Below are 23,097 nucleotides of genomic sequence, written 5' to 3' on the forward strand. Positions count from 1 at the left end.
GGCCAATGTGCCACACGGTCGCACTGTGTCGTGCCCTGCCATGAAGGCGTATCGTGCCATCCGCGTCCGGGAGGTCGGCGCGGGCGCGTCACGGAGTGAACGGTCCGCGCCCCAACTGGTCGCGCACCGGTACCACTTCGGGGTTGACGAGCGAGCGCCGCTGCCAGTTCGCCCCGTCCACCACCAGGGTGTGGCCGGTGATGAAGCGGGCGTATGGGGAGGCCAGGAAGGTGGCGGCCCAGCCCAGTTCGCGCGGCGCGCCGACCCGCAGGGCGGGCTGCCGGGAGTCCTTGTCGTCCGGGGCGGCCCGCTCCAGGCCGCCCCGGACGTCCTCGGTCATGTCCGCGTGCGGGAAGAGCCCCGGGACCAGGCCGTTGATCTGGATGCCGTACGGGCCCCACTCGACGGCGAGGGTCTCGACGAGGTTCTTCACCCCCGCCTTGGCGGCGGCGCTGTGCGCGTATCCCGGCCCGCCGGTCCAGGCGTACGAGGCGCCGATGTTCACGATGGACCCGGCGCTGCCCGCGGCGAGGTGGCGGCGGCCGAACTCCCGGGTCACGAACCAGGTGCCGGTCAGGGTGATGTCGACCACCGCCCGCCAGGCGTTGGGCGACAAGTCCTCCGCCGGGCAGGGGAAGTTGGCGGCCGCGTTGTTGACGAGCACGTCCGGGACCCCGCCGAAGGCCGCCCCGGCCGCGTCGAAGACCTCGGCGATCCGCTCGGGGTCGCGGATGTCGCAGACGGCGGCCGTCACCCGGCCCGCTCCGGGCACGGCCGCCAGTTCCTCCTGGGCCGCCTTCAACTGCTCGATCCGCCGGCCGGCGATCACCAGATCCGCGCCGAGCCGCACGAACTCGGTGGCGATGGCCTTGCCCAGCCCGGTCCCGCCGCCGGTCACGAGCACCGCCCGGCCGGTGAACGTGCCGGGCGGCAGGGCGGCGGAACCGAGCGGGGGCGGCGCGGGCAGGCCGCGCGTGGGGGTCTCCATGCGCCCATCGATAGCGTGGGGGCGCCGAGATCACCATGGCCGTGCCGGGGGCAGTTGCTTCCCGCTACTTCTTGGGGGCGTACGCCTGCTTGCTCGCGCAGGTCCAGATCATCGGGCTGTCCGCCAAGATGGTCAGATCGCGGAAGGAGCCGCCCACCCGGTCGTCGTCCGAGACGGCATGGGCCTCGGTGTTGACGTCGGCGCCCGCGCCCGCCGGGTTCGGGAGGACGAGCGGGGTGCCCGTGCCCGGCCAGTAGGCCGCCTGCACGTAGCGGGCGTAGCCCTCGACGAAGGTGGCGGCGGTGCCGACCGTCACGTTCGTGGTCGGGCTGATGGCTTCGAAGGTCAGGGTCTCGTAGCCGGTGACCAGTCCGGGGGCGGCGGGCGGCGCGTCGTACGGCTTCTTCCAGAGGGCCGGGGTCCGGCGCCGCAGGTCCCGGTAGCTCTCCGCCTCGAATCCGACGACCCGGCCCTTGTCGTCGATGCCGCTCGCCTGGGTGCCCGTCGTCCAGTCCGTCTCGTTCCAGACGGGCAGGCTGTAGGGCGGGTAGCCGCCACCGGCCGGCCAGACCACCGGGAAGGTCTTGCTGACGATCCGGTCGTTCTCCAGGTCCTCGTACTCCGTGTGGGCGGTTCCGAGCACGTCCCCGCGCTTGTTGATGCCGTCCACCGCCACGATCCGGGTGCTGGGGTGAGCGTCCTCGGGCACCGGCAGTTCGCGGACCACGGTGCCGTTCGCCCATTCCTTCGGGGTGCCGGCGTCCATGCCGACGACCCGGCCCGCGTCGTTGACGTCCGCCGCGTCGGTGCCGGTCGCGGCGCCGGTCAGCAACCGTACCGCCGTGTCCCCCGGACGGTAGGTGAAGGCGGCGCGGGCGCGGTCCGAGGAGCGCTCCACGGTGCCGACCATCAGGCCCTTGGCGTTGACGGCCGTGACCCTGCCGTTCTGGAAGCCGGCCGGCAGTGGGACGGCGTGGACCGCGTGGTCCGCGGTCCAGTACGCCGGGAGGCCGAGGCTCTCGCCGACGGCGAGGCCGTCCGCTCCGAGGCCGTTCACGACCCCGGAGGTCCAGGGGCCGGAGGGCAGGGCCGGCAGTCGGACGACGTCCGGCACGCACGTGGCGGCGGCGGAGGCGGCCGCCGGGGCGGTGGTCGAGTGCGCGGCCGGCGCGGCCGAGGCCGGAGCGGCAGCCGTGATGAGGCCCGCCAGGACGACGGCGGCTCCGGCCGCGGACATGCTTCTGCTCATGTGGTGCTTCCCCCAGGATGTGCGAAACGCCCCGCCCGGACGGCGGGGTCCCCGTGCCCGTCAGTCATGTCTGTTCGTGACGTGCGCGTGTCATATGTTGCCCGAAAGGGGGCGGGATGTGACCGGGTCGGCGCGTGTCGTTGCGGACCGACTCGTTCCCATGGACTCCCGCTGGTTCCCATGGGTGCAAGCGACCGCTTAGTATGCCCGCGAGGCGCGGTTCCCGTCGGCGGCTGGAGGCCCCGGATGCAGGCATGGCGAGTACACACCCCCGGCGAGCCCCGCGAGGCCATGCGCCTCGAAGAGGTTCCCGAACCGGTCCCCGGCGAGGGCGAGGTGAGGCTCAAGGTGCTCGCCGCCAACGTCAACTTCCCCGACGCGCTGCTCGTGCGCGGCCAGTACCAGATCCGCCCGCCGCTCCCCTTCACCCCCGGCGTCGAGATCTGCGGCGAGACCGAGGACGGCCGCCGCGTCATCGCCAACCCGAGCCTGCCGCACGGCGGTTTCGCCGAGTACGTCACCGCCCCCGCGCGCGCCCTGCTCCCCGCCCCGGACACCCTCGACGACGCCGAGGCGGCCGCCCTGCACATCGGTTACCAGACGGGCTGGTTCGGCCTGCACCGCCGGGCCCGGCTCCAGGCCGGCGAGACCCTCCTCGTGCACGCCGCCGCCGGCGGGGTCGGCAGCGCGGCCGTCCAGCTCGGCAAGGCCGCCGGAGCCACCGTCATCGGGGTCGTCGGCGGCAAGGCCAAGGCGCGCGTCGCCGAGGAGCTCGGCTGCGATCTCGTCATCGACCGCACCAGCGAGGAACTGGTGGCCCGCGTCAAAGAGTTCACCGGTGGACGCGGGGCCGACGTCGTCTACGACCCGGTCGGCGGCGAGGCCTACACCGCCTCGGCCAAGTGCGTGGCCTTCGAGGCCCGGATCATCGTGGTCGGCTTCGCGAGCGGCACCATCCCCGCGCCCGCGCTGAACCACGCCCTCGTCAAGAACTACGCGATCCTCGGCCTCCACTGGGGCCTGTACGCCGCCAAGGACCCGGCCGCGATCGCCGCCTGCCACGCCGAGCTCACCCGGCTCGCCGCCGGGGGCTCCATCAAACCGCTGGTCAGCGAACGGGTACCGCTCGCCGGAGCCGCTGACGCCGTGCAGCGCCTCGCCGACGGGACCACCACTGGCCGGCTGGTCGTCGTACCGGGCCTGGACGCCACGCTGCCCGGCTCCCCCGCAGGGGGCTCCCGATGACGGCCGCCGCGCTCACCGCCGACCAACTGCTCGCCCGCGTACGGGAACTGCTCGCCGCACACCCGCCGGGCGCCACCGCACGCGGAGCGTTCCTGCGGGCCCGGTTCGACGCCGGACTCGCCTGGGTGCACTATCCCGAAGGCCTCGGCGGACTCGGTGCGCCCCGTTCCCTGCAGGCCGTCGTGGACGCCGAGCTGGAGGCCGCCGGAGCCCCCGACAACGACCCGCGCCGGATCGGCATCGGCCTCGGCATGGCCGCGCCCACGATCCTCGCGTACGGCACCGAGGAGCAGAAGCGGCGCTTCCTGCGCCCGCTGTGGCTCGGCGAGGAAGTGTGGTGCCAGCTCTTCAGCGAGCCCGGCGCCGGCTCCGACCTGGCCGCTCTCGGCACCCGCGCGGTTCGCGCGGACGGGGACGGGGACGGGGACGGCGGAGACTGGGTGGTGGACGGCCAGAAGGTGTGGACCTCCAGCGCCCACACCGCCCGCTGGGCCATCCTGATCGCCCGCACCGACCCGGCGCTGCCCAAGCACCAGGGCATCACCTACTTCCTGTGCGATATGACCGCCCCCGGGGTCGAGGTGCGTCCGCTGCGCCAGATCACCGGGGAGGCCGAGTTCAACGAGGTCTTCCTCACCGGCGTCCGGATCCCCGACGCCCACCGCCTCGGCGAGGTGGGTCAGGGCTGGGCGGTGGCCCGCACCACCCTGATGAACGAACGCGTCTCCATCGGCGGCATGCGGATCCCGCGCGAGGGCGGCATGATCGCCCCGGTCGCCGCCGCCTGGCGCGAGCGCCCCGAGCTGCGCACGCACGACCTGCACGGGCGGCTGCTGGAACTGTGGGTCGAGGCCGAGGTGGCCCGGCTGACAGGGGAGCGGCTGCGCCAGCAGCTCGCCCAGGGCCAGCCCGGCCCCGAGGGCTCGGGCATGAAGCTGACCTTCGCCCGCCTCAACCAGGAGATCAGCGGGCTGGAGGTGGAACTCCTCGGCGAGGAAGGCCTGCTGTACGAGGACTGGACCCTGCGCCGCCCCGAGATCGTCGATTTCACCGGCCGCGACGCCGGCTACCGCTACCTGCGCGCCAAGGGCAACAGCATCGAGGGCGGCACCAGCGAAATCCTCCTCAACATCGTCGCCGAACGCGTCCTCGGCCTGCCCGCCGAGCCGCGCGACGACAAGGACCTCGCGTGGAAGGACCTGGCCCGATGAGCTCTCCCGCCGCAGCCCCGCTGGACCTGCTGTACTCCGAGGCGGAGGAGGAACTCCGTACGGCGGTACGGTCCTTGCTCGCCGCCCGCTGCGCCCCCGCGGCCGTCCTCGGCCGGATCGAGGGCGGCAGCCCCCACGACCCCGGTCTGTGGCGGGTGCTCGCCGCCGACATCGGCACGGCGGGGCTCCTGGTACCGGAGAAGCTGGGCGGACAGGGGGCGGGCCACCGGGAGGCGGCCGTGGTCCTGGAGGAGCTCGGGCGGGCCGCGGCGCCGGTCCCGTACCTCACGAGCGCGGTCCTCTCGACGGAGATCCTGCTCGGCTGTGAGAGCGCGGAGTCCGCGGACCTCCTACGGGAGCTCGCCGCGGGCCGCCGCATCTGCGTGCCCGCGCTGCCCCTGACCCTGGCCCCCGGCGCACCCTTGCCGGCGCCGGTCCGGGACTCCGGCGCGGGGTCGCTGAGCGGGAGCGTGACATCGGTCGCCGACGCCGTCTGCGCCGACGTGCTGCTGGTCCTCGCCGACACCGGGCTGTACGCCGTCCCGGCCGACGCGGCGGGGGTCTCGCGGACCCCGCTCGTGGCACTGGACCTGACCCGGCCCCTGGCCGGCGTCACCTTCGACGGAGCCACCGGAATCCGGCTCGCCGACCCGGCCACCGTCCGCGCCGCCATCGCCGGAGCACTGCTCTCGGGAGCCGGACTGCTGGCCTCGGAGCAGCTCGGTACCGCCGAGTGGTGCCTGACGGAGACGGTCGCGTACCTGCGCACCCGCCACCAGTTCAACCGCCCCCTCGGCTCCTTCCAGGCCCTCAAGCACCGCCTCGCCCGGCTGTGGCTCGACGTGGCCTCCGCCCGCGCGGCGGCCCGCGCCGCGGCCGACGCCCTCGCGACCGGCGCCGCCGACGCGCCGCTCACGGTGGCGGTGGCCCAGGCCTACTGTTCGGGCGTGGCGGTCAGGGCCGCCGAGGAGTGCGTGCAGCTCCACGGAGGCATCGGCATGACCTGGGAGCACCCCGCACACCTCCACCTCAAGCGGGCCAAGGCCGACTCCCTGGCCCTGGGCACGGCCGGCCACCACCGGGGCCTGGTCGCGGACTTCGCGGAGCTTCCGGCACCTTAGGCCGTCTCTTTCGGATCTCGCGGACCTGACCGACAAGATCCGAAGGAGACGACCCGGGCGCCGAGCGGGTCGTTACCCCAGGAACGCGTCGACGGCCGCGGCGAACCGTCCGGCATCGTCGACCCAGGGGTAATGGCCCGCTCCGGGCTGCACCGAGACGGTGGCCTGGGGGAACAGTCCCGCGAGCTCGGCCGTCGAGCGCGGGGGGCTGTTCAGGTCGAACTCCCCGGTGAGCAGCAGGACGGGCGCCGCGAAGGAGGCGAGCGCCGCCCGGGTGGTCTCCGGGGTGAAGGCCCCGTCGGCGCCGAACCGGGCGACGGCCTCCCGGTTGACCGGCAGGCCGGCGGCGTGGTGCTCGCGTGCCGCGTCGTCCCACCGGCCGCAGAAGAAGGGGGCGAGGGCCTCCCAGTCGCCGCCCGTGCCCGCGCAGACGGCCTCCAGGGCGGCGAACGCCGCCGGGAACCAGGGCTCGTCCTCGCGGAGCCGTGCGAGTGCGAGCCGCGTGTCGCCGGTGACCTCGATCCCGACGGCCCGGGTGCCGGGGCCGATCAGGGCGAGCTTGCCGACGCTGCGGGGGTACCGGGCCGCGTACCCCATCGCGATGTTCGCCCCGGCGGAGTGGCCGAGCAGGTCCGTCCGGGCGAGCCCGAGGTGTTCGCGCAGCGCCTCCACGTCCTCGACGAGCCGGTCGCAGCGGTAGGAGGCGGTGTCCTCGGGAACCGCCGACCGGCCGGTGCCGCGCAGGTCGAGGAGGATCAGCCGGCGTCGCAGGGACAGGCCGCCGAGGTCGCCGAGGTACCGGGAATCCGCAGGGCCTCCGGGGATGCAGACGAGCGGTTCGCCGCCGCCGTCGCCGATCGTGCGGTAGGCGAGCCGGGTGCCATCGGGTGCGCAAAAGGTGGGCATGGGTGCAGCCTGCCATCCATAACCGGGTTGTACAACCCGGTTATGGTTACCTGCCGCCGTAGCGCGGTTCCGGTGTATAACCGAGCTATGACAGGTGAAGAGGGTGTACGCCGGATCCCGGAGTCGCTGACGGAGGAGCAGGCCGGGCGGATGCTCGCGGAGATGAACGAGGTCATCCGCGCGGGTGAGGAGATGCGCAAGCTGCGCACCGAGATGATCAAGGTGTTCACGGGCTTCGGCTGGACGCAGGACAAGATCGCCCGGCTCACCGCGATGAGCCAGCCGGCCGTGTCCAAGCAGGTGGCGAAGTACAAGCAGCAGGAGCCGCTCCCGCCGGTCGGACTCTCCCTCGACCAGGGCGACGCGCCGTGGCTCGAAGGGCGCCTGTGGGGCCTGGCCGAGGAGATCGCCGAGGCGTACCCGGACACCGCGCGCTGCGCCCGCCACGTCGATGCGGTCGCCCGGGGGAAGAAGCGGTTCACACCCCGGGACGTGGACGAGCTGCGACGCCTCGTCGAGGAGGATCTGAGGCTGCACCGCGAGGAGCTGCCCGCCGCCTACCGGGAGGCCTACGACGCGATCAGCCGAGGCCTCGACGTCCCCTCGGGGGCCGCCACCACGGACACCCCGGCCTCCGTGCGCCGCACCCTCGCACACCGGATCCAGCGCGACCGGCTCGGAGACGGCGCCTGACGGGCCGGGCCGGGGGCGCGAGCCCGGGCGGGGCCCGGAGCCACATCCACAAGGCCGCCCTGGCCACAAGGCCGTCCTGACCGCACCGCCGTCCTGGCCGAACGGCCGATGCGGGCGCCCGGGCGGATCCGGCAGCCTCTACGGGTCCCCCCGCTCCGCCCCCTCGAAGGAGGCGCCATGCTGCACGCCCTCTACCTCCTCGGCATCGCCGCCTTCGCCGCCTCCGGCGTCCTCGCCGCGCACCGCGCCGACATGGACCCCTTCGGCGGGCTCGTCCTCGCCTTCGCGGCCAGCATCTCCGGCGGGACCCTGCGTGACCTCATCCTCGACCGGCACCCGCTCTACTGGACGCACGACTGGCTGCTGCTCGTCCTCATCGGGTCCGTCGCCGTCGCCACCATGCTCTACCTGCGCCGCTGGGAGCTCCCGCAGCGCGCGCTCATGGTCGTGGACGCCGTCGGCCTCGCCGTCGTCACCGTGATCGGCGCCCGCGCCGCGATCGACGCGCACGTCACCCCCGTCGCCGTACTCATCCTGGCCGTCCTGACGGGCGTCACCGGCGAGGTCGTCCGCGACGTGCTCTGCGGAGAGTTCCCGCCGCTGCTCCTGCGCGAAGAGGTGTACGCGACCGCCGCCCTCGCCGGGGCGCTGTCCTACCTCGGCCTGCACTGGGCCGGTGTCCCGGACACCGCCGACATCGTCGTGTCGGCCGGCCTCGTCTTCGCCCTGCGCATGACCGCGATCTTCCGCGATCTGCACCTGCCCCGGCTCCGGCGCACCACCGCCTGATCCCTATCCTCGGTCGGATGAACCCCTCCCTCACCCGGATCGACGATGCCGCCGCCCTGGCCGCACACCGCGAGGAGCTCGCCGCGCTGCTCCTCGCCGTCGTGCGCGGGGGCTCCTCCATCGGCTTCCTCGCCGACCTCGACCACCGGGAGGCCGCCGCCTGGTGGGACTCCCTGCGCCCCGCCGTCGAGGAGGGCTCCCTCGCCCTGTGGGTGTCCCGGGGGCCGGACGGCCGGATCGACGGCACCGTCAGCTGGAGCCGGGAGACGAAGCCCAACGGCCGTCACCGCGCCGAGGTCCGCAAGCTGATGGTCCACCCCGAAGCCCGCGGCCGCGGCACCGGCCGCGCACTCCTCGCCGAGGCAGAGGCCGCCGCGGCCCGCGCCGGGGTGGTGCTGCTGTTCCTCGACACCGAGAGCGGCAGCGCGGCCGAGCGGGTGTACCGGGCCGCCGGCTGGACCGAGGCCGGCTCCATCCCCGACTACGCCGCCGACCCGGCCGGCCGCCTGGTGGCGACCACCCTCTACTACAAACACACCGAACAGGAGTAGGTGTCCCCGGTGACCTCGCCCGCCGCGCCGCGTTAGACCCGTAGCCACCGGCCACCGAGCGAGGGAGACCGTATGTACGCAGCACCAGGCGCACCACTCACCCGCCGCGCGGTCCTCCGTACCGCCTTCACCGCGGCCGTGTTCGCCGGCACGGCCGCGGCGCTGGCCCCCGTACTGCGCGCCCGCCGTCCGCGGCAGACCCTCACACCGGCCCCGCTGATCCCGGCGGGCGAGGAGACGTACCGCGGCCGGCACATCGCCGTCGACCCGGCGGGGACCAGTGTCCGCATCGACGGCCGTGCCCTGCACGTCATGCGCCGCTCCGACGGCACGTACCTGAGCGGGATCAACCACTTCCAGTCCTACGCGACCCCGCTGGAGCTCGCCCGCGCGGCCGTCGACGAACTGGGCACCACCCAGCTGGCGTTCGCCGCCGCGCACCATGGGGGACAGGAGTAGCAGGGCGTGTACACCCGACAGAACCAGAAGAACCTGACCAGCGCGCAGAAGAAGCGCTTCACGGCGGCCGTGATCGAGCTCAAGCGCAACGGGACCTACGACGCGTTCGTCCGCACCCACGACAAGTACTTCGTCCCCGACCGCGACCGCAAACTGCGCGTCGGGCACATGTCGCCGTCCTTCTTCCCCTGGCACCGGCGCTACCTGCTGGAGTTCGAACGCCAGCTCCAGAGCGTCGACGCGGGCGTCACCATCCCGTACTGGGACTGGACCACCGATACCAGCCCGGCCTCCTCCCTGTGGGCGGAGGACTTCCTCGGCGGGACCGGCCGGGAGCGCGACCGCCAGGTGATGACCGGCCCGTTCGCCTACGGCAAGGGCAACTGGACGGTCACGGTCGGCATCACGGAGGCCGCCTTCCTCACCCGCAACCTGGGCCGGCCGCAGAACCCGATCAGCCTGCCGACCCCGGCCGAGCTCAAGTGGGCGATCGACGACCCGCTGTACGACAGCTCCCCCTGGGACTCGACGGCCGGGCGCGGCGGCTTCCGCAACAAACTGGAGGGCTGGGCCGCCCCGAAGAGCGAGAAGTGGCGCAACCACAACAAGGTGCACCAGTGGATCGGCGGCCACATGACCGGCGGCACGGCCCCCAACGACCCCGCGTTCTGGCTGCACCACGCCTTCGTGGACCTGCTCTGGGACCGCTGGCAGCAACGGCACCCGGCCTCCGGCTACCTGCCCGCCGCCCCGCTCGCGCTCGGCGACCTCCAGCGCGGCCGGGTGATCGCCCTCGACGAGCCGATGCCGCCGTGGGACGTCACCCCGCGCGAGATGCTCGGACACCAGGGCCTCTACCGCTACGAGTGAGCCCCGGCGGGCGGGGCCGGCCCGACGACACGAGGAAGGGCCCCCGCCGTACGGCGGGGGCCCTTCGGGTCACCAGGCGATTCAGCCGCCGTAGTTGCCCTCGGTGTGGTGGTCGCCGCCGCCCGAGGCGTTGATGCAGGTGTTGCCGAACGCCGGGTTCAGCAGGCCGATCACGTTGACGGTGTTGCCGCAGACGTTGACCGGGACGTGCACCGGAACCTGGAGCAGGTTGCCCGAGAGGACACCGGGGGAGCCGACCGCCGCACCGTGCGCTCCGGCATCGGCAGCCGCCAGACCCGCACCGGCGGCCAGGGCGCTACCGGCGGCAGCGGTGATGACGAATGCCTTCGCGATACGCGACATCAAGATCTCCTAGAGAGGAACGTGGGTGCCGCAGGAAACAGAAGTTGCGGCGTTTGACATGGCATACAACGCGGAGAGCGCCCAAGGGTCACGGTCGCTGAGCCGCCGGTGATCTCTGACCGCTCCGTGGTCCCCGACCACCTGCCGATTTCGAACCACGAGGGTTCCGGCCTACGAGCCGGCCGAGAAGCGGGCGGAGGAGAAGTACCGGGACACCGGCTTGACCGCTCCCGGCGCCAGCACCTCCACCGGGGTGCCCACGCAGCCCGGCTCCCGGTACAGGGCCACCGAGCGCCCGGTCTTGTTCGTCACCGCCCGCCCGCCGCCGCCCAGGGCTTCCACGCAGCCCCGGGGGGAGTCGATGCCGTGCGGGCGGTCGTCCGTGCCCAGGTACTGGAAGGCGGGCCCGATGGCCGTCGGGGTCCCGAGGGCGGCGGACGGGCCGTCGGCGGCGTACGCGCTGCCGCCGGCCGCCGCTCCGGCGGTGGCCGTGGCCGCCAGCAGCAGGACGGGGACCGATCCGGCCCGGACGAGGCTCCGAATGGTGTGGGGGAGAGACAGGGATCGCATGCCCGCCCAACCCGGCGCGCCCCCGGCGGGGTCACGCCTTGTCACCCCGCGCATGCCTGTGCGACCGTGCGACCGGCGCGGAGCCCCGACACCCAGGAGCCCCGACACTTGGAGGACGTGATGGCCGCAGCGGCGAGCGAGACCCCGGACCGCCCCCGTCCCCGGGTCCGGACCACCCACGGCGAGGTCGAGGGAAGGACCGGGCCGGGCGGCATCGCCGTCTTCCGGGGCATCCCCTACGCCGCCCCGCCCGTCGGAGCCCTCCGGTTCGCCGCGCCCGAGCCCCCCGAGGCCTGGGACGGCGTACGCGACGCGGGTGCGTACGGCCCCACCGCGCCCAAGGTGCCCTACCCCGAGGCCTTCGCCGCGCTGCTGCCGGACCCCGAGGTCCCCGGGGAGGACTGCCTGAACCTCAACGTGTGGACCCCCGCCCCCCTCGGCGAGGAGATGTCCGGGGCCCGGCTGCCGGTCATGGTGTGGATCCACGGAGGCGCCCTCACCCGGGGCTCCTCGGCCGTGCCCGTCTACGAGGGCTCCGCCTTCGCCCGCGACGGGGTGGTGCTCGTCTCCGTCAACTACCGCCTGGGCGTCCTCGGCTACGGCCTCTTCCCCGACGCCCCCGCCAACCGCGGGCTGCTCGACCAGATCGCCGCCCTGGCCTGGGTACGGGAGAACATCGCGGCCTTCGGCGGCGACCCCGCCCGTGTCACCGTCTTCGGGGAGTCCGCCGGAGCCATCAGCGTCGGCGCCCTGCTCGCCGCACCCCGCGCCGCCGGCCTCTTCCACCAGGCCGTCCTGCAGAGCGGCGCCCCCGAGGCGCTGCCGCGGGACAAGGTGCGCACCATGGTCCGGCGGATGGCCGCACTGCTCAAGGTGCCGGCGACCGCAGAGGCCTTCACCCGGGCCGCCCTGCCCGATCTGCTCGCCGCCCAGGCGGCCGTACTGCGCCGCTCCTCACCGCTGCTGGGCGGCCCCGCCTTCGGCCTGGTCGCCGACCCGGAGACGCTGCCGCTCGATCCGCTCGAAGCGGCGGCCGCGCGGGGCGACGTAGCGCTGCTGCTGGGCTGGACCGCCGAGGAGTACCGGCTGTGGCTGGCCCCGACCGGCGCGATGCGGCTGCTCGACCGCCTGGGGCCGCTGTCCGTGGCCCTGGGCCGGATCCGGTCCGGCAAGGACCGGGCCGCCGTACGGGCGCTGCGCGCGGAGCGGCCCGGCGCGGGACCGGCCGACCTCCTCGGCCACCTGCTCACCGACCGGCTGCTGCGCGATCCGCTGCGCGTGCTGGCGGGTGCGGCCGGGCGGAGCGCGCCGAGCTTCGTGTACGAGTTCGCGTGGCCGTCCGGGGTCGCCGGCCTCGGGTCCTGCCACGCCCTGGAACTGGGCTTCGTCTTCGACACCCTGGACGTACCCGAGGCGTCCTGGCTTGCCGGGCCGGACGCTCCGCAGGAACTGGCCGGGGAGATGCACGGGGCCTGGGTGCGCTTCGCCGTCGACGGGGACCCGGGCTGGGCGCCCTGGAACGGCGACGGCCCGCCGAGGACGTTCGGCGGGCCGGGGCGCGAGGAGCCGGCGGGGGCGGAGCCGGTGCGGGTCGGCGCGGCGACTACTCGACGGGTCCTTCCATGACCTTGCTGATGAACTGGATCGGTCCCTCGCCCATGTTGGGCACGTAGGTCTTGGCGTTGTGCCGGCCGCCCTGGATGATCCTCAGGTTGGTGTGGATCGGCCCCTTGCCGTAGTCGGCGATGAACTTCTGCACGTTCGGCAGGGTGTTCTTGTTGCTCTCGTTGGTGCCGACCTGGAAGGCCAGGTAGACGTCCGGGCTGCCCTTCTTGCCGATCAGCGCCTTGGCGAGCAGCTCGGGGTTGTTCTCCGCCTTCTCCTTGTCGTGGCCCTTCCACAGGGAGGAGTCGGGGACGATGTCGGGGCCGGAGCAGATCGCGGCCTTGAACTTCTCCGGGTGCTTCAGCACGGCCTTCAGGCTGGCGAAGCCGCCCGTGGAGGAGCCCATGTAGGCCCAGCCGTCACGGGACTTGATCGTGCGGAAGTTCGCCCGCATCAGGTCCGGGACGTCGTCGGTCAGCCAGGTGCCCATCTTGGGCTGGCCGGGGATGTCGGAGCCGTCCCAGTAGACGCCCTTGTCGTCCGGGCCCGGGTTCAGCACCGGCATGGCCAGGATGAAGGGCTTGCTCTTCCCCTGGGAGTACCACTTGCTGATGCTGCTCTGGAGGCCCAGGTCGGTGCCCATCCAGTAGTTGTTCGGGTAACCGGCGCCGCCGGGCAGCGCGATCATGACCGGGAAGCCGCTCTTGGCGAACTTCGGGTCGTTGTACTCCTTGGGCGCCCACACCCAGACCTTGCCCTTGAATCCGGACTTCTTGCCGGTCAGTGTGGTGACGGCGACGTGCGTGCCGTCGGACAGGGTCATCGAGTTCTTGAAGTCGGCCGCCGGGCCGGTGGGCATCGACATCTTCGAGTTCGGCGGCGGCGTGGCGACCGCCGCTCCACCGGTGTCGCCCCCGGCGGAGCCGGACGGCGGCAGCTGTCCGAAGGAGACGGACTCGCCCTTGTCGGTGAAGGGCGGTATCTCGTAGTGGTTCATCACGAGCGAGGCGACGGCCGCGAGGGCGAGGACGGAGGCACCCGCGATCACCCACCGCCGGACCCGGGACGGCCGGCGCGGCTCCCCGGGGGACGGCGGAAGCGGCTGTCCGTACGGTTGTCCGTACTGCTGGTCGTACGGCTGTCCGTACGGCTCGCCGTAGGGCTGCTGCTGGTAGGGCCCTTCCGAGCGGTACGGCTGCTGCTGTCCGTCGGGTGCGTGCGACATGTGCGGTTGCTCTCCGGCTGGTGCTGCCCCGTCGGGGCGGAGTGGGACTGCTTTCGATCGAAAGATGAGCGTACGTGCCCACGGGTTCCCGATTTTTACGTCTCTTGGGGTTCCGGAGGGGAGCGCGTTGCCCGGCGCGAGAAGGGTGTGCCGAGTTCCGGTCTGTTCGCCGACTATCCCTGGCCTCCGCACAGGCCGGTCGGTACGGTACCTCCGCGCCGCCCCAGTCCCCTGCCCGGAGGTAACGCCCGTGTCCGGAATGCCCCTCCAGCGCCGGATCCTGATCCTCGTCTCCGGCGTGGTCCTGCTCGCCGTCATCGGTGCGCTCGCCGTCCTGCGGGCCTCCTCGCACGCCGAGGAGAAGAACCGGGTCCAGGCCGGCGGGCCGTCGATCACCCCCGGCCCGGTGTCCCTCGCGGCCGGTGACGGCGGCCGGCGGATCGTGTTCCGGAACATGGCCTGGGGCCCCCACCGCGACGAGCTCGCCACCGCGGCGGCCGGAGCGCCCGAAGGTCCGCGTACCGCCTCCGGGGTCAGCTGCCTGCGCTTCCACGCCGCCGCCGGCACCGGGGTCTGCCTCCAGGCCGACAAGCGCGGGGTGCAGGACGGCTACGAGGCGGTGGTCCTCGACGCCAGGCTGAAGGAAGTCGACTCCCGCCCGCTGGCCGGCATCCCGACCCGGGCCCGGGTATCGCCCGGCGGCCACCTCGTCGCCTGGACGGTCTTCGTGGGCGGCGACTCGTACGCCGGTACGAATTTCTCGACCCGGACCTCGCTGCTGGACCTGCGCAGCGGGACGTACGACGCCTCGTTGGAGGAGTTCACCATCCACAAGGACGGCAAGACGTACCGCAACGCGGACGTCAATTTCTGGGGGGTCACCTTCGCCGCCGACGAGCGCACCTTCTACGCGACGCTCGCCACCGGCGGCCGGACCCACCTGGTCCGCGGCGACCTGGCGGCACGCACGGTGACCACACTGCGCGAGAACCTGGAATGCCCGTCCCTCTCGCCCGACGGGACCCGGCTGGTGTTCAAGAAGCGGGTGGCGGGCCTGTCACCGGACGCGCCGTGGCGCCTCCACGTCCTGGACCTCGCCACGATGGCCGAGGCCCCGCTGGCCGAGGAGCGCAGCGTGGACGACCAGGTGGTGTGGACCGACGACAGGACCGTCGTCTACTCGCTGCCGGGGGACTTCGGCGCCGACCTGTACTCCCTGCCCGCCGACGGCGGCGGGGCCCCGGCCCGGCTGATGACCTCGGCCCTCGCCCCCGCCTTCCTCGGCTGACACCGGGAAGACGGAGGCGGGGCAGGGGCAGGGCAGAGGCAGAGGCGGGGGAGAGGCCGGAGAGGGATCGGGAGCCGGGCGTACGGATCTTCGGAGAAGGACCGTTACGCCGGGATGAGCGTCTTGCGGCGCCGCTTGCGCTGCGCCGCGGCCGACAGCCGCAGCTCGATGACCGACCGCACGGTCGGCCACTCCTCGTCGAGGATCGAGTAGAAGGCCGTACTGCGCACGGCGCCGTCCAGGCCCCGCGAATGGGCCCGGCGGACCCCCTCGCTGGTGAACCCGAGCCGCTCCATCGCGGCGCGCGAGCGACCGTTGCGGGCGTCCGCGCGCAGCGAGATCCGCCGGACCCCCCAGGTCTCGAAGGCATGGCGGAGCATGAGCAGCTTCGCCTCGGTGTTGATGCCGGTGCCCTGGGCCGCCGGGGACAGCCAGGTATTGCCGATCTCGGCGGCATCGGGGATCGCCGTCGCCGGATCGCCGAACGGGACCCCCGGCACGGCGGGCCACACCAGGGGCCCCTGCCAGTAGTCGAGTTCCAGGAACCGGGTCGAACCGACCACCCGACCGTCGGTGGCTCTGACCACCGCGAACGGGAGCGATCGACCCGCTGCCTGATCAGCGAGGGCGCGGTCGATGTACTCGTGTGACGCCTGCAACCCGTGGGGTACGGGAGTGAAGGCGTAAGTCGTACGATCCTCGGCCCCGGCCAGGGCCAAGGCCTCGGTGTGGTGGGGGGCGAGGGGCTCAAGCCGCACGGAGCGGCCGGCGAGGAGTACGGGTACGGGCACGGAGCCTTCGGTCCTTCTAGGCGGTGGGGTGGTTGCACAGTCTGCGTCCCTGACGTCGCCCCCAGTGCAAAACACGGGTGAAAGGCAACGGGCTGTCAGGTGAACGCGAGTGGCTCAATGTAGCCCCTTAGGGTCCTCTCATGAACCCCCAAATTGGCAATGGCGTGACACTCTTTTTCGAGGACTTGGGTCCCCGCGAGGGAGCCCCCGTAATCCTGATCCACGGACATCCGTTCAACCACTCGATGTGGGCCCCCCAGACGGCGGCACTGACCACGGCCGGTTACCGGGTGATCACCCCTGACCTGCGGGGATACGGGCGCAGCCCGGTGCTGCCGGGCAAAACGCTGCTCGCGGACTTCGCCGACGATCTGGCCGCTCTGCTCGACCGTCTGGGCGTCGAACAGGCGGTCGTCGGCGGTGTGTCCATGGGCGGCCAGATCGCCATGGAGATGCGGCTCGGCCACCCGGGCCGGGTGCGGGCCCTCGTTCTCTCCGACACCTCCTCCGCGCCCGAAACGGAGGACGGCAAAACCTTCCGCCAAAACCTCGCGGAGCGGCTCCTCGCGGAAGGAATGAAGCTCTATGCCGACGAGGTCATCGACAAGATGCTCGCGCCGTACAACGTGACCGGGATGCCGGAGGCGGCGGCCGGGGTCGCCGGGATGATGTGCGCCACCGCCCCCGAGGGCGCCGCCGCCGCCCTGCGCGGGCGCGCCGAACGGCCCGACTACGCCCCGGTGCTCGCGGCGCTGCCGGCCGAGGTGCCCTGTCTGATCGTGGTCGGCCGCGACGACGTCTACACCCCGGTCTCCGAGGCCGAGTCCCTGCACGCGCTGGTCCCGCACTCGGTGCTCGCCGTGGTGGAGCGGGCCGGGCACCTGCCGGGCGTGGAACAGCCCGGGGCCTTCAACCGGGCGCTGCTGGAGTTCCTCGCCGGAATCTGACCGGTCCCGCCGGGCCGCGGACGGGCGGACGACCGCCCGGGCCGGGGCTTTCGGCTGTCCGGAGGGTGCCGAACGGGGCTACCGCCCGCCGAACGGCCGGTGTCAGTCTGTCTGCAGGGTGGTGCGCAGCCGGTAGCGGTCCCCGCTGTACTCCACCGTGGACAGCAGCAGCGGCCGCTGGTCCTTGGTGTACACCGTCTGGTCGAGTACGAGGACCGGCGCGCCCTCGGCGATGCCCAGGTGCCCGGCGAGCTCTCCGTCGGCGTTGCGCGCCTCGATGGTCGCCTCGGCGCGGTCGGGCTGGACGCCCCAGCGGCGCAGTTCCTCGAAGAGGGAGGTCTCGCGGAAGTCGGTACGGGCGAGGTCGGGCGCGAGCTCGGCGACGACCAGGGTCCGGTCGACGGCGATCCGCACGTCGTTGAGCAGCCGGACCCGCTCCAGCCGCAGGAGCGGGGTGCCGGCGGGCACGTCGAGGCGGTCGGCGTCGTCCAGGGACGCGGTGACGGTGTCGTGGCGCAGGACCACCGAGCTGGCGCGCATGTGCTTGCGCCGCGCGGTGGCGGTGAAGGACTCCAGGTCCTTGGGCCATTCGCGGGCGGGCGCGGGCGCCACCGGCACCGCGACGAACCAGCCGCGCCCGTGGGACGCGGTGACCAGGCCCTGTTCGACGAGGCGGGCGAGCGCGCGGCGCAGGGTGACGCGGGAGACGTCCAGCCGGGTGCACAGCTCGCGCTCGGGCGGCAGCTTGCTGCCCTCGGACAGGCCGCGGCGGGCGATCTCCTCGCGGATGCGGTCCGCGGCCTGGGCCCACAGGGGGTCCGCGGCGCGGGCATGCGCCGTGATCGGGGAGGAGGCGGCGGCGATGGCAGCGTCGTCGGTCATAGGTCGAACCATACCACTTGCTACCACTTCACTTCGGCTTCAGTCCCGGCTGAGACGGGACCTATGGCCCCATCCTGATATTTCCTTAAAGACCACAAGAGACCACTGTTGACCAATCCAAAACCACTGGCTACCTTCGAGTCGTCCCCACCACCCCGCTCGACGAGGAGCACCAGATGAGTACGGCCACCGTTCCGGCCAGCGCGCCGGCCGCCGGAAAGAAGCCGGGCCGGGTCATGCCGGTCCTGCAGCGCATCGGCCGCAGCCTGATGCTGCCCGTGGCCACGCTGCCCGCGGCTGCCCTGCTGACCCGCCTCGGTGGAGCCGACCTGCTGGGCCGCGAGAACTTCCCGCTGATCATCCAGAAGCTCGCGATGGTCCTGGCGGCGGCCGGTGACACCGTCTTCGCCAACCTCCCGCTGCTCTTCGCGGTCGGCGTGGCCATCGGCTTCGCCAAGAAGTCGGACGGCTCCACCGCACTGGCGGCCGTGGTCGGCTACCTGGTCTTCAAGGCCGTACTGGCCAGCCCCGCCTTCCCCAAGGGCGTGGACGGCGAGCCGCTCGACGCCAAGGTCCTCGGTGGCATCGTGATGGGCCTCGTCGCGGCCCTCCTCTACCAGCGCTTCAGCCGCGCCAAGCTGCCCGAGTGGCTCGGCTTCTTCGGCGGCCGCCGGCTCGTCCCCATCCTGAGCGCCTTCGCGGGCGTCGGCATGGGAGTGGTATTCGGAGTGGTCTGGCCCACCGTCGGCGGCTGGTTCTTCCACTTCGGCGAGTGGCTGGTCGGCACCGGCGCCTGGGGCGCGGGCCTCTTCGGTCTCGTCGTCCGGGCCCTCATCCCGATCGGGATGCACCACTTCTTCTCGGTCTTCCCCTGGTTCGAGGCCGGCTCCTTCGTCAACCCGGCCACCGGCACCGAGGTGCACGGGGACATCGCCCGCTTCCTCGCCGGCGACCCGACGGCCGGCCAGTTCATGACCGGCGGCTTCCCGATCTACATGTTCGCGCTCCCGGCCGCCGCCATGGCCATCGCGCACACCGCACGCCCCGAGAACCGGACCATGGTCAAGGGCATGATGATCTCCGTCGCCCTGACCTCCTTCGTCACCGGCGTGACCGAGCCCATCGAATTCGCCTTCATGTTCGTGGCTCCCCTCCTCTACGCGATCCACGCCTTCCTCTTCGGCGTCTCGATGGCCGTCTGCTACGCCCTCGGCATCCGCGACGGCTTCGGCTTCTCCTCCGGCGCCATCGACTACATCGTGAACTACGGCATCGCCACCAAGCCCTGGATGCTCATCCCGATCGGCCTGGCCTTCGCCGCCATCTACTACGTGCTCTTCCGCTGGGCGATCGTGAAGTTCGACCTCCCCACCCCGGGCCGCGAACGCGACGAGGAAGGCAAGCCGCTCACCAAGGCCGACGCCTCCTGAGCCCGAGCTGCCAGCGCTTCCCCCGACCGGCCCGGCTCCGCACGACCGCCCCGTACCACCGACCTGCCCGCCCGCACCGCCCGCCCGAACCGGCGGGGGCGGGCCACCCCCAGACTTCGCTAAGGACCCCCCACCATGTCCGGATCCCGCATCACGTTCCTCGAAGGCCAGGCCGACCAGGGCGCAGCCCTCGCCCGGATCGCCGACCGTGTCCGTACCCGGCTCGCCTCCCCGGAGCTCGCCCGGCTGCGCGCCGCCGAGCGCCCCCTGTTCACCGGCATCGGAGCCTCGTACGCCGCCCTCGCCGTCCCCGTACAGCAGCTCCGCGAGGCCGGGATCGTCACCCAGCGCGTGCTGTCCAGCGAGATCGAGACCGGCACCGCCGGCTTCGACACCGACTGCCTGATCGCCGTCTCCCAGGGCGGCCGCAGCTCCGAGACCATCGCCGCCTTCGAGTGCGCCGCCCCCGGCATCACGAAGACCGCGCTGCTCAACGTGGTCCCCTCGCCGCTCGGGGACCTCGCCGACCTCACCGTGGACCTCGGCAACGAGCCCGACTCGTACGCCTCGACCATCGGCTACACCGGCACCATCGTCGCCCTCGATCTGATCGCCGGGGCCGTCGCGGGCCGCGCGGGCGACCCCTGGGGCGAGATCGCCGAGCAGACCACCGCGATCCACTCGCAGGCCACCGCCGTCGTGGCGGGGCTGCGCGAGCGCGGCGCCCGCTGCATCGCCTCCGACGGCGTGGCCGCCGGGGCCTCCAGGGCCTCCGCCGAGGAAGGCGCGCTGCTGCTGCGCGAGGTGGTGCGGATGACCGCGGCCCACTCGGCCACCCGCAACTACCTGCACGGCGAGATGGAATCGGCGGGCAACACCCTGCACCTCGTCTACGGCGACGGCCGCGAGATCGAGCTCGCCCGCTCGCTGGCGGGTGCCGGCCACCTCACGCTGCTGATGACCACGGCCGAGGTGGAGCCGGCGGACAGCCTGTCGGTCGTCCGCCTGCCCGAGGTCGCGGACGCGGTCCGGGTGGTCCTGGAGACGGTGGTCCTGCAGGAGCTGGTGGCCCAGCTCAGCGCCGAGCGGGACGTCCCGATCGAGTCCTTCGTCTTCGCCAACGACGACACCAAGCAGGGCGGCCTCGACATGTCCGACTTCGAGGTCGCGGCCTTCACCCAGGCGTAGGCCGGTCGCGGGAGCCCCGCCGGTCCGGCGCGGTCCGGCGCGGTGAGATCATCGGCAGATGGACACGGAGCCCGGGATGGACGGCGTACTGCGGCAGTTGGGCTCCGTCGGCCCCTTCTTCACCGTGGCGTACGGGAAAGAGCCGCCCGGCCCCGGCTTCCGGCCGCTCGGCGAGCTGTACGGGGAACTGCTCGGGCCCTACGTCGAAGAGGTCGGCCGGCGCATCGGGAGCGGACCCGGGCGGGTGGCGGCTTCGACCGCGCAGTTCGGGATCGTCTCGCGGCTCTGGTCGCTCGGGCTCGGCTGCGCCGTGCTCTGCGGCCGGGTCCCGGACCTCGGACCCGGCCGCCTGTGGTGGCGGCTGCCCGACGCCGGCTCGCTGGAGCTGTGGCTGCCCGAGCCCGCCGAATTCCCCGGGGAAACCCCGGCGCGGGCCCTCGCGGACACCGTGCTCGGCCACCTCGCGGTGCTCGACACCGCGCTGCGCGAGCGGTTCGGAGTCTCGCCGCGGGTGCTGCGCGGCAACGCCGCCTCCGGGCTGGTCGGCGCCGTCCGGGTGCTCACGGACCGGGTGCCGGGGGAGGCGGCCGCTTCGCTCGCCGCCGGCCTGCTGGCCGAGGGCGGCCCGCTCGGCGGGACCGGCACCTATCTCCACGAACCCGGCCTCGGGGTGGCCTTCGTGCGCCGCAGCTGCTGCCTGTATTACAAGGTGCCCGGCGGCGGGCTCTGCGGGGACTGCGTACTGCGGACCAAGTAAGCGGCCAGGGGCCATCGGGGAGCGGCGTACCGCTCCCCGATGGCCCCCGTGGCGCCACTGATCGCAAGGCCTGAGGGCCCGGGGATCAGAAGGTCAAGTTCCAGGCGTCGATCTTGCCGGTGTCCTGGTTGGCGTTGTCGTTCACGCGCAGCGTCCAGACACCGTTGGCGACCTCGGTGGAGGCGTTGACGGTGAAGGTCTGGACGATGTTGTCCGTGCTGCCGCCGGCCCGGTTGCTCAGGACGTAGACGGAACCGTCCGGAGCCACGAGGTCGACCTTGAGGTCACCGATGTAGGTGTGCTTGATGTCCACGCCCACCTTGAGGGTGGTCGGCGCGTTGCCGGTCACTCCGCTGACGGTGATGGCACTGTTCACGGTCGCGTTGTCGGTGATCACGACGTCGGTGAGGTTTTCGAAGTACTTGCCGGGGGGCGGGGTCGAGCCGCCGACCGCCTTCAGCGCGTCGACCTGGCCCTCGCCGAAGAACCCGTTGTTGGCCGTGGTCCCCTTGCAGCGGCTGTCCGACGGGCAGGCGACGTCGTTGGCCTGGGTGGCCAGCGCGGTGCGGATCTGCGCCGGGGTGAAGGTCGGGTTGGCGCTGGCGACGAGCGCCGCTACGCCCGCGACGTGCGGGGAGGCCATCGACGTACCGCTCATGGAGCTGTAACCGCCGCCCGGAACGGTGGAGTAGACGTTGCTGCCCGGCGCCGCGACGTCGATGACGCCCTGGCCGAAGTTGGAGAACGAGGCCTTGGTGGTTCCGGTGCCGTTGGCCGCGACCGTGACCACGCCCGGGAGCTCGGTCGGGATGTCGAGGCAGGCGTTGGTGATGGTCCGGTTGGTCGGCGTCGAGTCGTTGGGGCTCGCCGAGTCCGTGGTCTTGTTGGCGAGGTCGTAGTTCTCGTTGCCCGCCGCGGCGACCTGGAGCGAGCCCTTGCTCTCCGCGTACTCCTGGGCGCGCTTGACGCCCTCGATGATCGCGGCCTGGTCGACGTTGTCCGGGCAGTTGAACTGCCACGGGTCCGTGTAATAGCTGTTGTTGGTGACCTTGAACCCGTGGTCGCCGGACCACACGAAGGCGCAGATGGTGTTCTCCGCGAAGAACAGCGAGGTGCCCGGCTCGGCCACGCGGACCGAGGAGATCTTCACGCCCGGGGCCACGCCGACGACGCCCTTGCCGTTCTTGGCGGCGGCGACGGAGCCCGCGACGTGCGTGCCGTGGGTGCCCACGTCGCGCCAGGCGCCGACCCTGGTGTCCGGCTTGCCGTAGGCGCAGGAGGCGGAGTCGGCGGCGTTGAAGTTCGGCGCCAGGTCCTGGTGCTGGTCGTCGACGCCGGTGTCCAGGATGCCGACCTTGACGGAGGCCGAGCCGGTGGTCACGGCCCAGGCCTGGTCGGCCTTGATCTGGGTCATGTCGACGCGCGCGGGCTCGCCCGCGGGGGTCGTCGACTGGGACGGGTTGGCGGGCAGCGCCGGGTTGTAGGCGTCGGCCGGTACGTCCGAGGTGCGCGTCGCGCCGACCTTCTGGACCCCGCCGACCCCGCGCATGGTGGCGGCGAAGGTCGAGGAGGTCGAGTGGGCGACGATCACGCCGATCTGGTCGTAGTACGAGAAGACCGTGCCGCCGTTCGCCGTGACGGCGGAACGGACCGCGGAGCTGTCACCGGCGGCGGTGATCACCACGTAGGCGCGGGTGCCGGCAGCCCAGGTCGCACTCTGGGAAGTCGGCGCCGGGGCCTGGGCCTTGGCGGGTGCGGAGGCTTCGGGAATGCCGGCCGGGGAGACGGGCGCCGTGCCGGCGAGGGCGGCCGGTGCTCCGAAGGCCAGGGCGCTCAGGGCGGCCGCCAGTACGAGGGTGCGTCGAGGTCGGCTGGATATGTGGGGTATCAATGCGTCCTCCGAAGACGGTCCTGCGGTGCGGGTGGCACCTACCGGTCCGTACGAAACGAGTGGTGGACGCAAGATGTC

The 23,097-nt window shown here is 72.7% G+C and carries 23 protein-coding genes; 14 read left to right on the forward strand and 9 right to left on the reverse strand.

Features of this window, described 5'->3' with window-relative positions:
- Positions 1-88 precede the first annotated feature (88 nt).
- The gene (locus OG247_RS39055) at positions 89-988 is read right to left on the reverse strand and encodes an SDR family oxidoreductase (RefSeq protein WP_327256699.1); all 900 of its coding nucleotides are present in this window, start codon (positions 986-988) and stop codon (positions 89-91) included.
- Between the two features lie 64 nt (positions 989-1,052).
- On the reverse strand, positions 1,053-2,237 hold the full coding sequence (locus OG247_RS39060; protein WP_327256700.1) for a hypothetical protein: 1,185 nt from the start codon (positions 2,235-2,237) through the stop codon (positions 1,053-1,055).
- A 246-nt stretch (positions 2,238-2,483) separates the two neighbouring features.
- On the opposite strand from OG247_RS39060, the gene OG247_RS39065 reads away from it, so the two are divergent.
- The 3 genes from OG247_RS39065 to OG247_RS39075 are packed head-to-tail and all read left to right on the forward strand — an operon-like array spanning position 2,484 to position 5,814.
- Positions 2,484-3,482, forward strand: coding sequence for an NADPH:quinone oxidoreductase family protein (locus OG247_RS39065; protein WP_327256701.1), 999 nt, complete (start codon positions 2,484-2,486; stop codon positions 3,480-3,482).
- The gene (locus OG247_RS39070) at positions 3,479-4,693 is read left to right on the forward strand and encodes an acyl-CoA dehydrogenase family protein (protein WP_327256702.1); all 1,215 of its coding nucleotides are present in this window, start codon (positions 3,479-3,481) and stop codon (positions 4,691-4,693) included. Before OG247_RS39065 ends, OG247_RS39070 begins: the two co-directional genes overlap by 4 nt.
- On the forward strand, positions 4,690-5,814 hold the full coding sequence (locus OG247_RS39075) for an acyl-CoA dehydrogenase family protein (protein WP_327256703.1): 1,125 nt from the start codon (positions 4,690-4,692) through the stop codon (positions 5,812-5,814). The genes OG247_RS39070 and OG247_RS39075 overlap by 4 nt, the downstream gene beginning before the upstream one ends.
- 72 nt (positions 5,815-5,886) lie before the next feature.
- On the opposite strand, the gene OG247_RS39080 is transcribed toward OG247_RS39075, so the two are convergent.
- Positions 5,887-6,720: an alpha/beta fold hydrolase gene (locus tag OG247_RS39080; RefSeq protein WP_327256704.1), complete on the reverse strand. Its 834-nt coding sequence runs from the start codon at positions 6,718-6,720 to the stop codon at positions 5,887-5,889.
- Between the two features lie 87 nt (positions 6,721-6,807).
- Between OG247_RS39080 and OG247_RS39085 the strand changes: the two genes are divergently transcribed.
- From OG247_RS39085 to OG247_RS39105, 5 genes are all read left to right on the forward strand, one after another.
- Positions 6,808-7,413, forward strand: coding sequence for a sigma-70 family RNA polymerase sigma factor (locus OG247_RS39085; protein ID WP_327256705.1), 606 nt, complete (start codon positions 6,808-6,810; stop codon positions 7,411-7,413).
- 177 nt (positions 7,414-7,590) lie between these two features.
- Positions 7,591-8,202: a trimeric intracellular cation channel family protein gene (locus OG247_RS39090; protein ID WP_327256706.1), complete on the forward strand. Its 612-nt coding sequence runs from the start codon at positions 7,591-7,593 to the stop codon at positions 8,200-8,202.
- 17 nt (positions 8,203-8,219) lie between these two features.
- Positions 8,220-8,753 (forward strand): GNAT family N-acetyltransferase, encoded by a 534-nt coding sequence (locus OG247_RS39095; RefSeq protein ID WP_327256707.1) that lies wholly within the window; start codon positions 8,220-8,222, stop codon positions 8,751-8,753.
- A 72-nt stretch (positions 8,754-8,825) separates the two neighbouring features.
- Positions 8,826-9,212, forward strand: a complete 387-nt coding sequence (locus tag OG247_RS39100; RefSeq protein WP_327256708.1) for a tyrosinase family oxidase copper chaperone — start codon at positions 8,826-8,828, stop codon at positions 9,210-9,212.
- Positions 9,213-9,218: 6 nt separating this feature from the next.
- Positions 9,219-10,082, forward strand: a complete 864-nt coding sequence (locus OG247_RS39105) for a tyrosinase family protein (RefSeq protein ID WP_327256709.1) — start codon at positions 9,219-9,221, stop codon at positions 10,080-10,082.
- An 81-nt stretch (positions 10,083-10,163) separates the two neighbouring features.
- Here the strand turns inward: OG247_RS39105 and OG247_RS39110 are convergent, their stop codons facing one another.
- Both OG247_RS39110 and OG247_RS39115 read right to left on the reverse strand, forming a co-directional pair.
- Positions 10,164-10,445: a chaplin gene (locus OG247_RS39110; protein WP_327256710.1), complete on the reverse strand. Its 282-nt coding sequence runs from the start codon at positions 10,443-10,445 to the stop codon at positions 10,164-10,166.
- A 171-nt stretch (positions 10,446-10,616) separates the two neighbouring features.
- Positions 10,617-11,015: a hypothetical protein gene (locus OG247_RS39115; protein ID WP_327256711.1), complete on the reverse strand. Its 399-nt coding sequence runs from the start codon at positions 11,013-11,015 to the stop codon at positions 10,617-10,619.
- Positions 11,016-11,135: 120 nt separating this feature from the next.
- Here OG247_RS39115 and OG247_RS39120 point away from each other — a divergent pair, with 120 nt between their 5' ends.
- On the forward strand, positions 11,136-12,641 hold the full coding sequence (locus OG247_RS39120) for a carboxylesterase/lipase family protein (protein ID WP_327257787.1): 1,506 nt from the start codon (positions 11,136-11,138) through the stop codon (positions 12,639-12,641).
- Here OG247_RS39120 and OG247_RS39125 read toward each other — a convergent pair.
- Positions 12,619-13,845: an alpha/beta hydrolase gene (locus OG247_RS39125; protein ID WP_327256712.1), complete on the reverse strand. Its 1,227-nt coding sequence runs from the start codon at positions 13,843-13,845 to the stop codon at positions 12,619-12,621. The two genes, OG247_RS39120 and OG247_RS39125, sit on opposite strands and share 23 nt — an antisense overlap.
- 259 nt (positions 13,846-14,104) lie before the next feature.
- On the opposite strand from OG247_RS39125, the gene OG247_RS39130 reads away from it, so the two are divergent.
- Positions 14,105-15,133: a TolB-like translocation protein gene (locus OG247_RS39130; RefSeq protein ID WP_327257788.1), complete on the forward strand. Its 1,029-nt coding sequence runs from the start codon at positions 14,105-14,107 to the stop codon at positions 15,131-15,133.
- A gap of 104 nt (positions 15,134-15,237) precedes the next feature.
- Here the strand turns inward: OG247_RS39130 and OG247_RS39135 are convergent, their stop codons facing one another.
- Positions 15,238-15,924 (reverse strand): GNAT family N-acetyltransferase, encoded by a 687-nt coding sequence (locus OG247_RS39135; protein WP_250738094.1) that lies wholly within the window; start codon positions 15,922-15,924, stop codon positions 15,238-15,240.
- A 140-nt stretch (positions 15,925-16,064) separates the two neighbouring features.
- Between OG247_RS39135 and OG247_RS39140 the strand changes: the two genes are divergently transcribed.
- Positions 16,065-16,871 (forward strand): alpha/beta fold hydrolase, encoded by an 807-nt coding sequence (locus OG247_RS39140; RefSeq protein WP_327256713.1) that lies wholly within the window; start codon positions 16,065-16,067, stop codon positions 16,869-16,871.
- A gap of 102 nt (positions 16,872-16,973) precedes the next feature.
- On the opposite strand, the gene OG247_RS39145 is transcribed toward OG247_RS39140, so the two are convergent.
- A complete protein-coding gene (locus OG247_RS39145) occupies positions 16,974-17,753 on the reverse strand; it encodes a GntR family transcriptional regulator (protein WP_327256714.1) in 780 nt (259 codons plus the stop codon).
- Positions 17,754-17,929: 176 nt separating this feature from the next.
- On the opposite strand from OG247_RS39145, the gene OG247_RS39150 reads away from it, so the two are divergent.
- The 3 genes from OG247_RS39150 to OG247_RS39160 all read left to right on the forward strand — a co-directional run bounded on the left by OG247_RS39150 (position 17,930) and on the right by OG247_RS39160 (position 21,128).
- The gene (locus OG247_RS39150) at positions 17,930-19,183 is read left to right on the forward strand and encodes a PTS transporter subunit EIIC (protein WP_327256715.1); all 1,254 of its coding nucleotides are present in this window, start codon (positions 17,930-17,932) and stop codon (positions 19,181-19,183) included.
- A gap of 135 nt (positions 19,184-19,318) precedes the next feature.
- Positions 19,319-20,371, forward strand: a complete 1,053-nt coding sequence (locus OG247_RS39155; RefSeq protein ID WP_327256716.1) for an SIS domain-containing protein — start codon at positions 19,319-19,321, stop codon at positions 20,369-20,371.
- A gap of 58 nt (positions 20,372-20,429) precedes the next feature.
- On the forward strand, positions 20,430-21,128 hold the full coding sequence (locus OG247_RS39160; protein WP_327256717.1) for a (2Fe-2S)-binding protein: 699 nt from the start codon (positions 20,430-20,432) through the stop codon (positions 21,126-21,128).
- Between the two features lie 85 nt (positions 21,129-21,213).
- On the opposite strand, the gene OG247_RS39165 is transcribed toward OG247_RS39160, so the two are convergent.
- Positions 21,214-23,019 carry a S8 family peptidase gene (locus OG247_RS39165; protein WP_327256718.1) on the reverse strand — a complete coding sequence of 602 codons (1,806 nt, stop codon included), beginning with the start codon at positions 23,017-23,019 and terminating at the stop codon, positions 21,214-21,216.
- Positions 23,020-23,097 lie beyond the last annotated feature (78 nt).

Origin of the sequence: Streptomyces sp. NBC_01244, from assembly GCF_035987325.1 — a bacterium.
GTDB lineage: Bacteria > Actinomycetota > Actinomycetes > Streptomycetales > Streptomycetaceae > Streptomyces.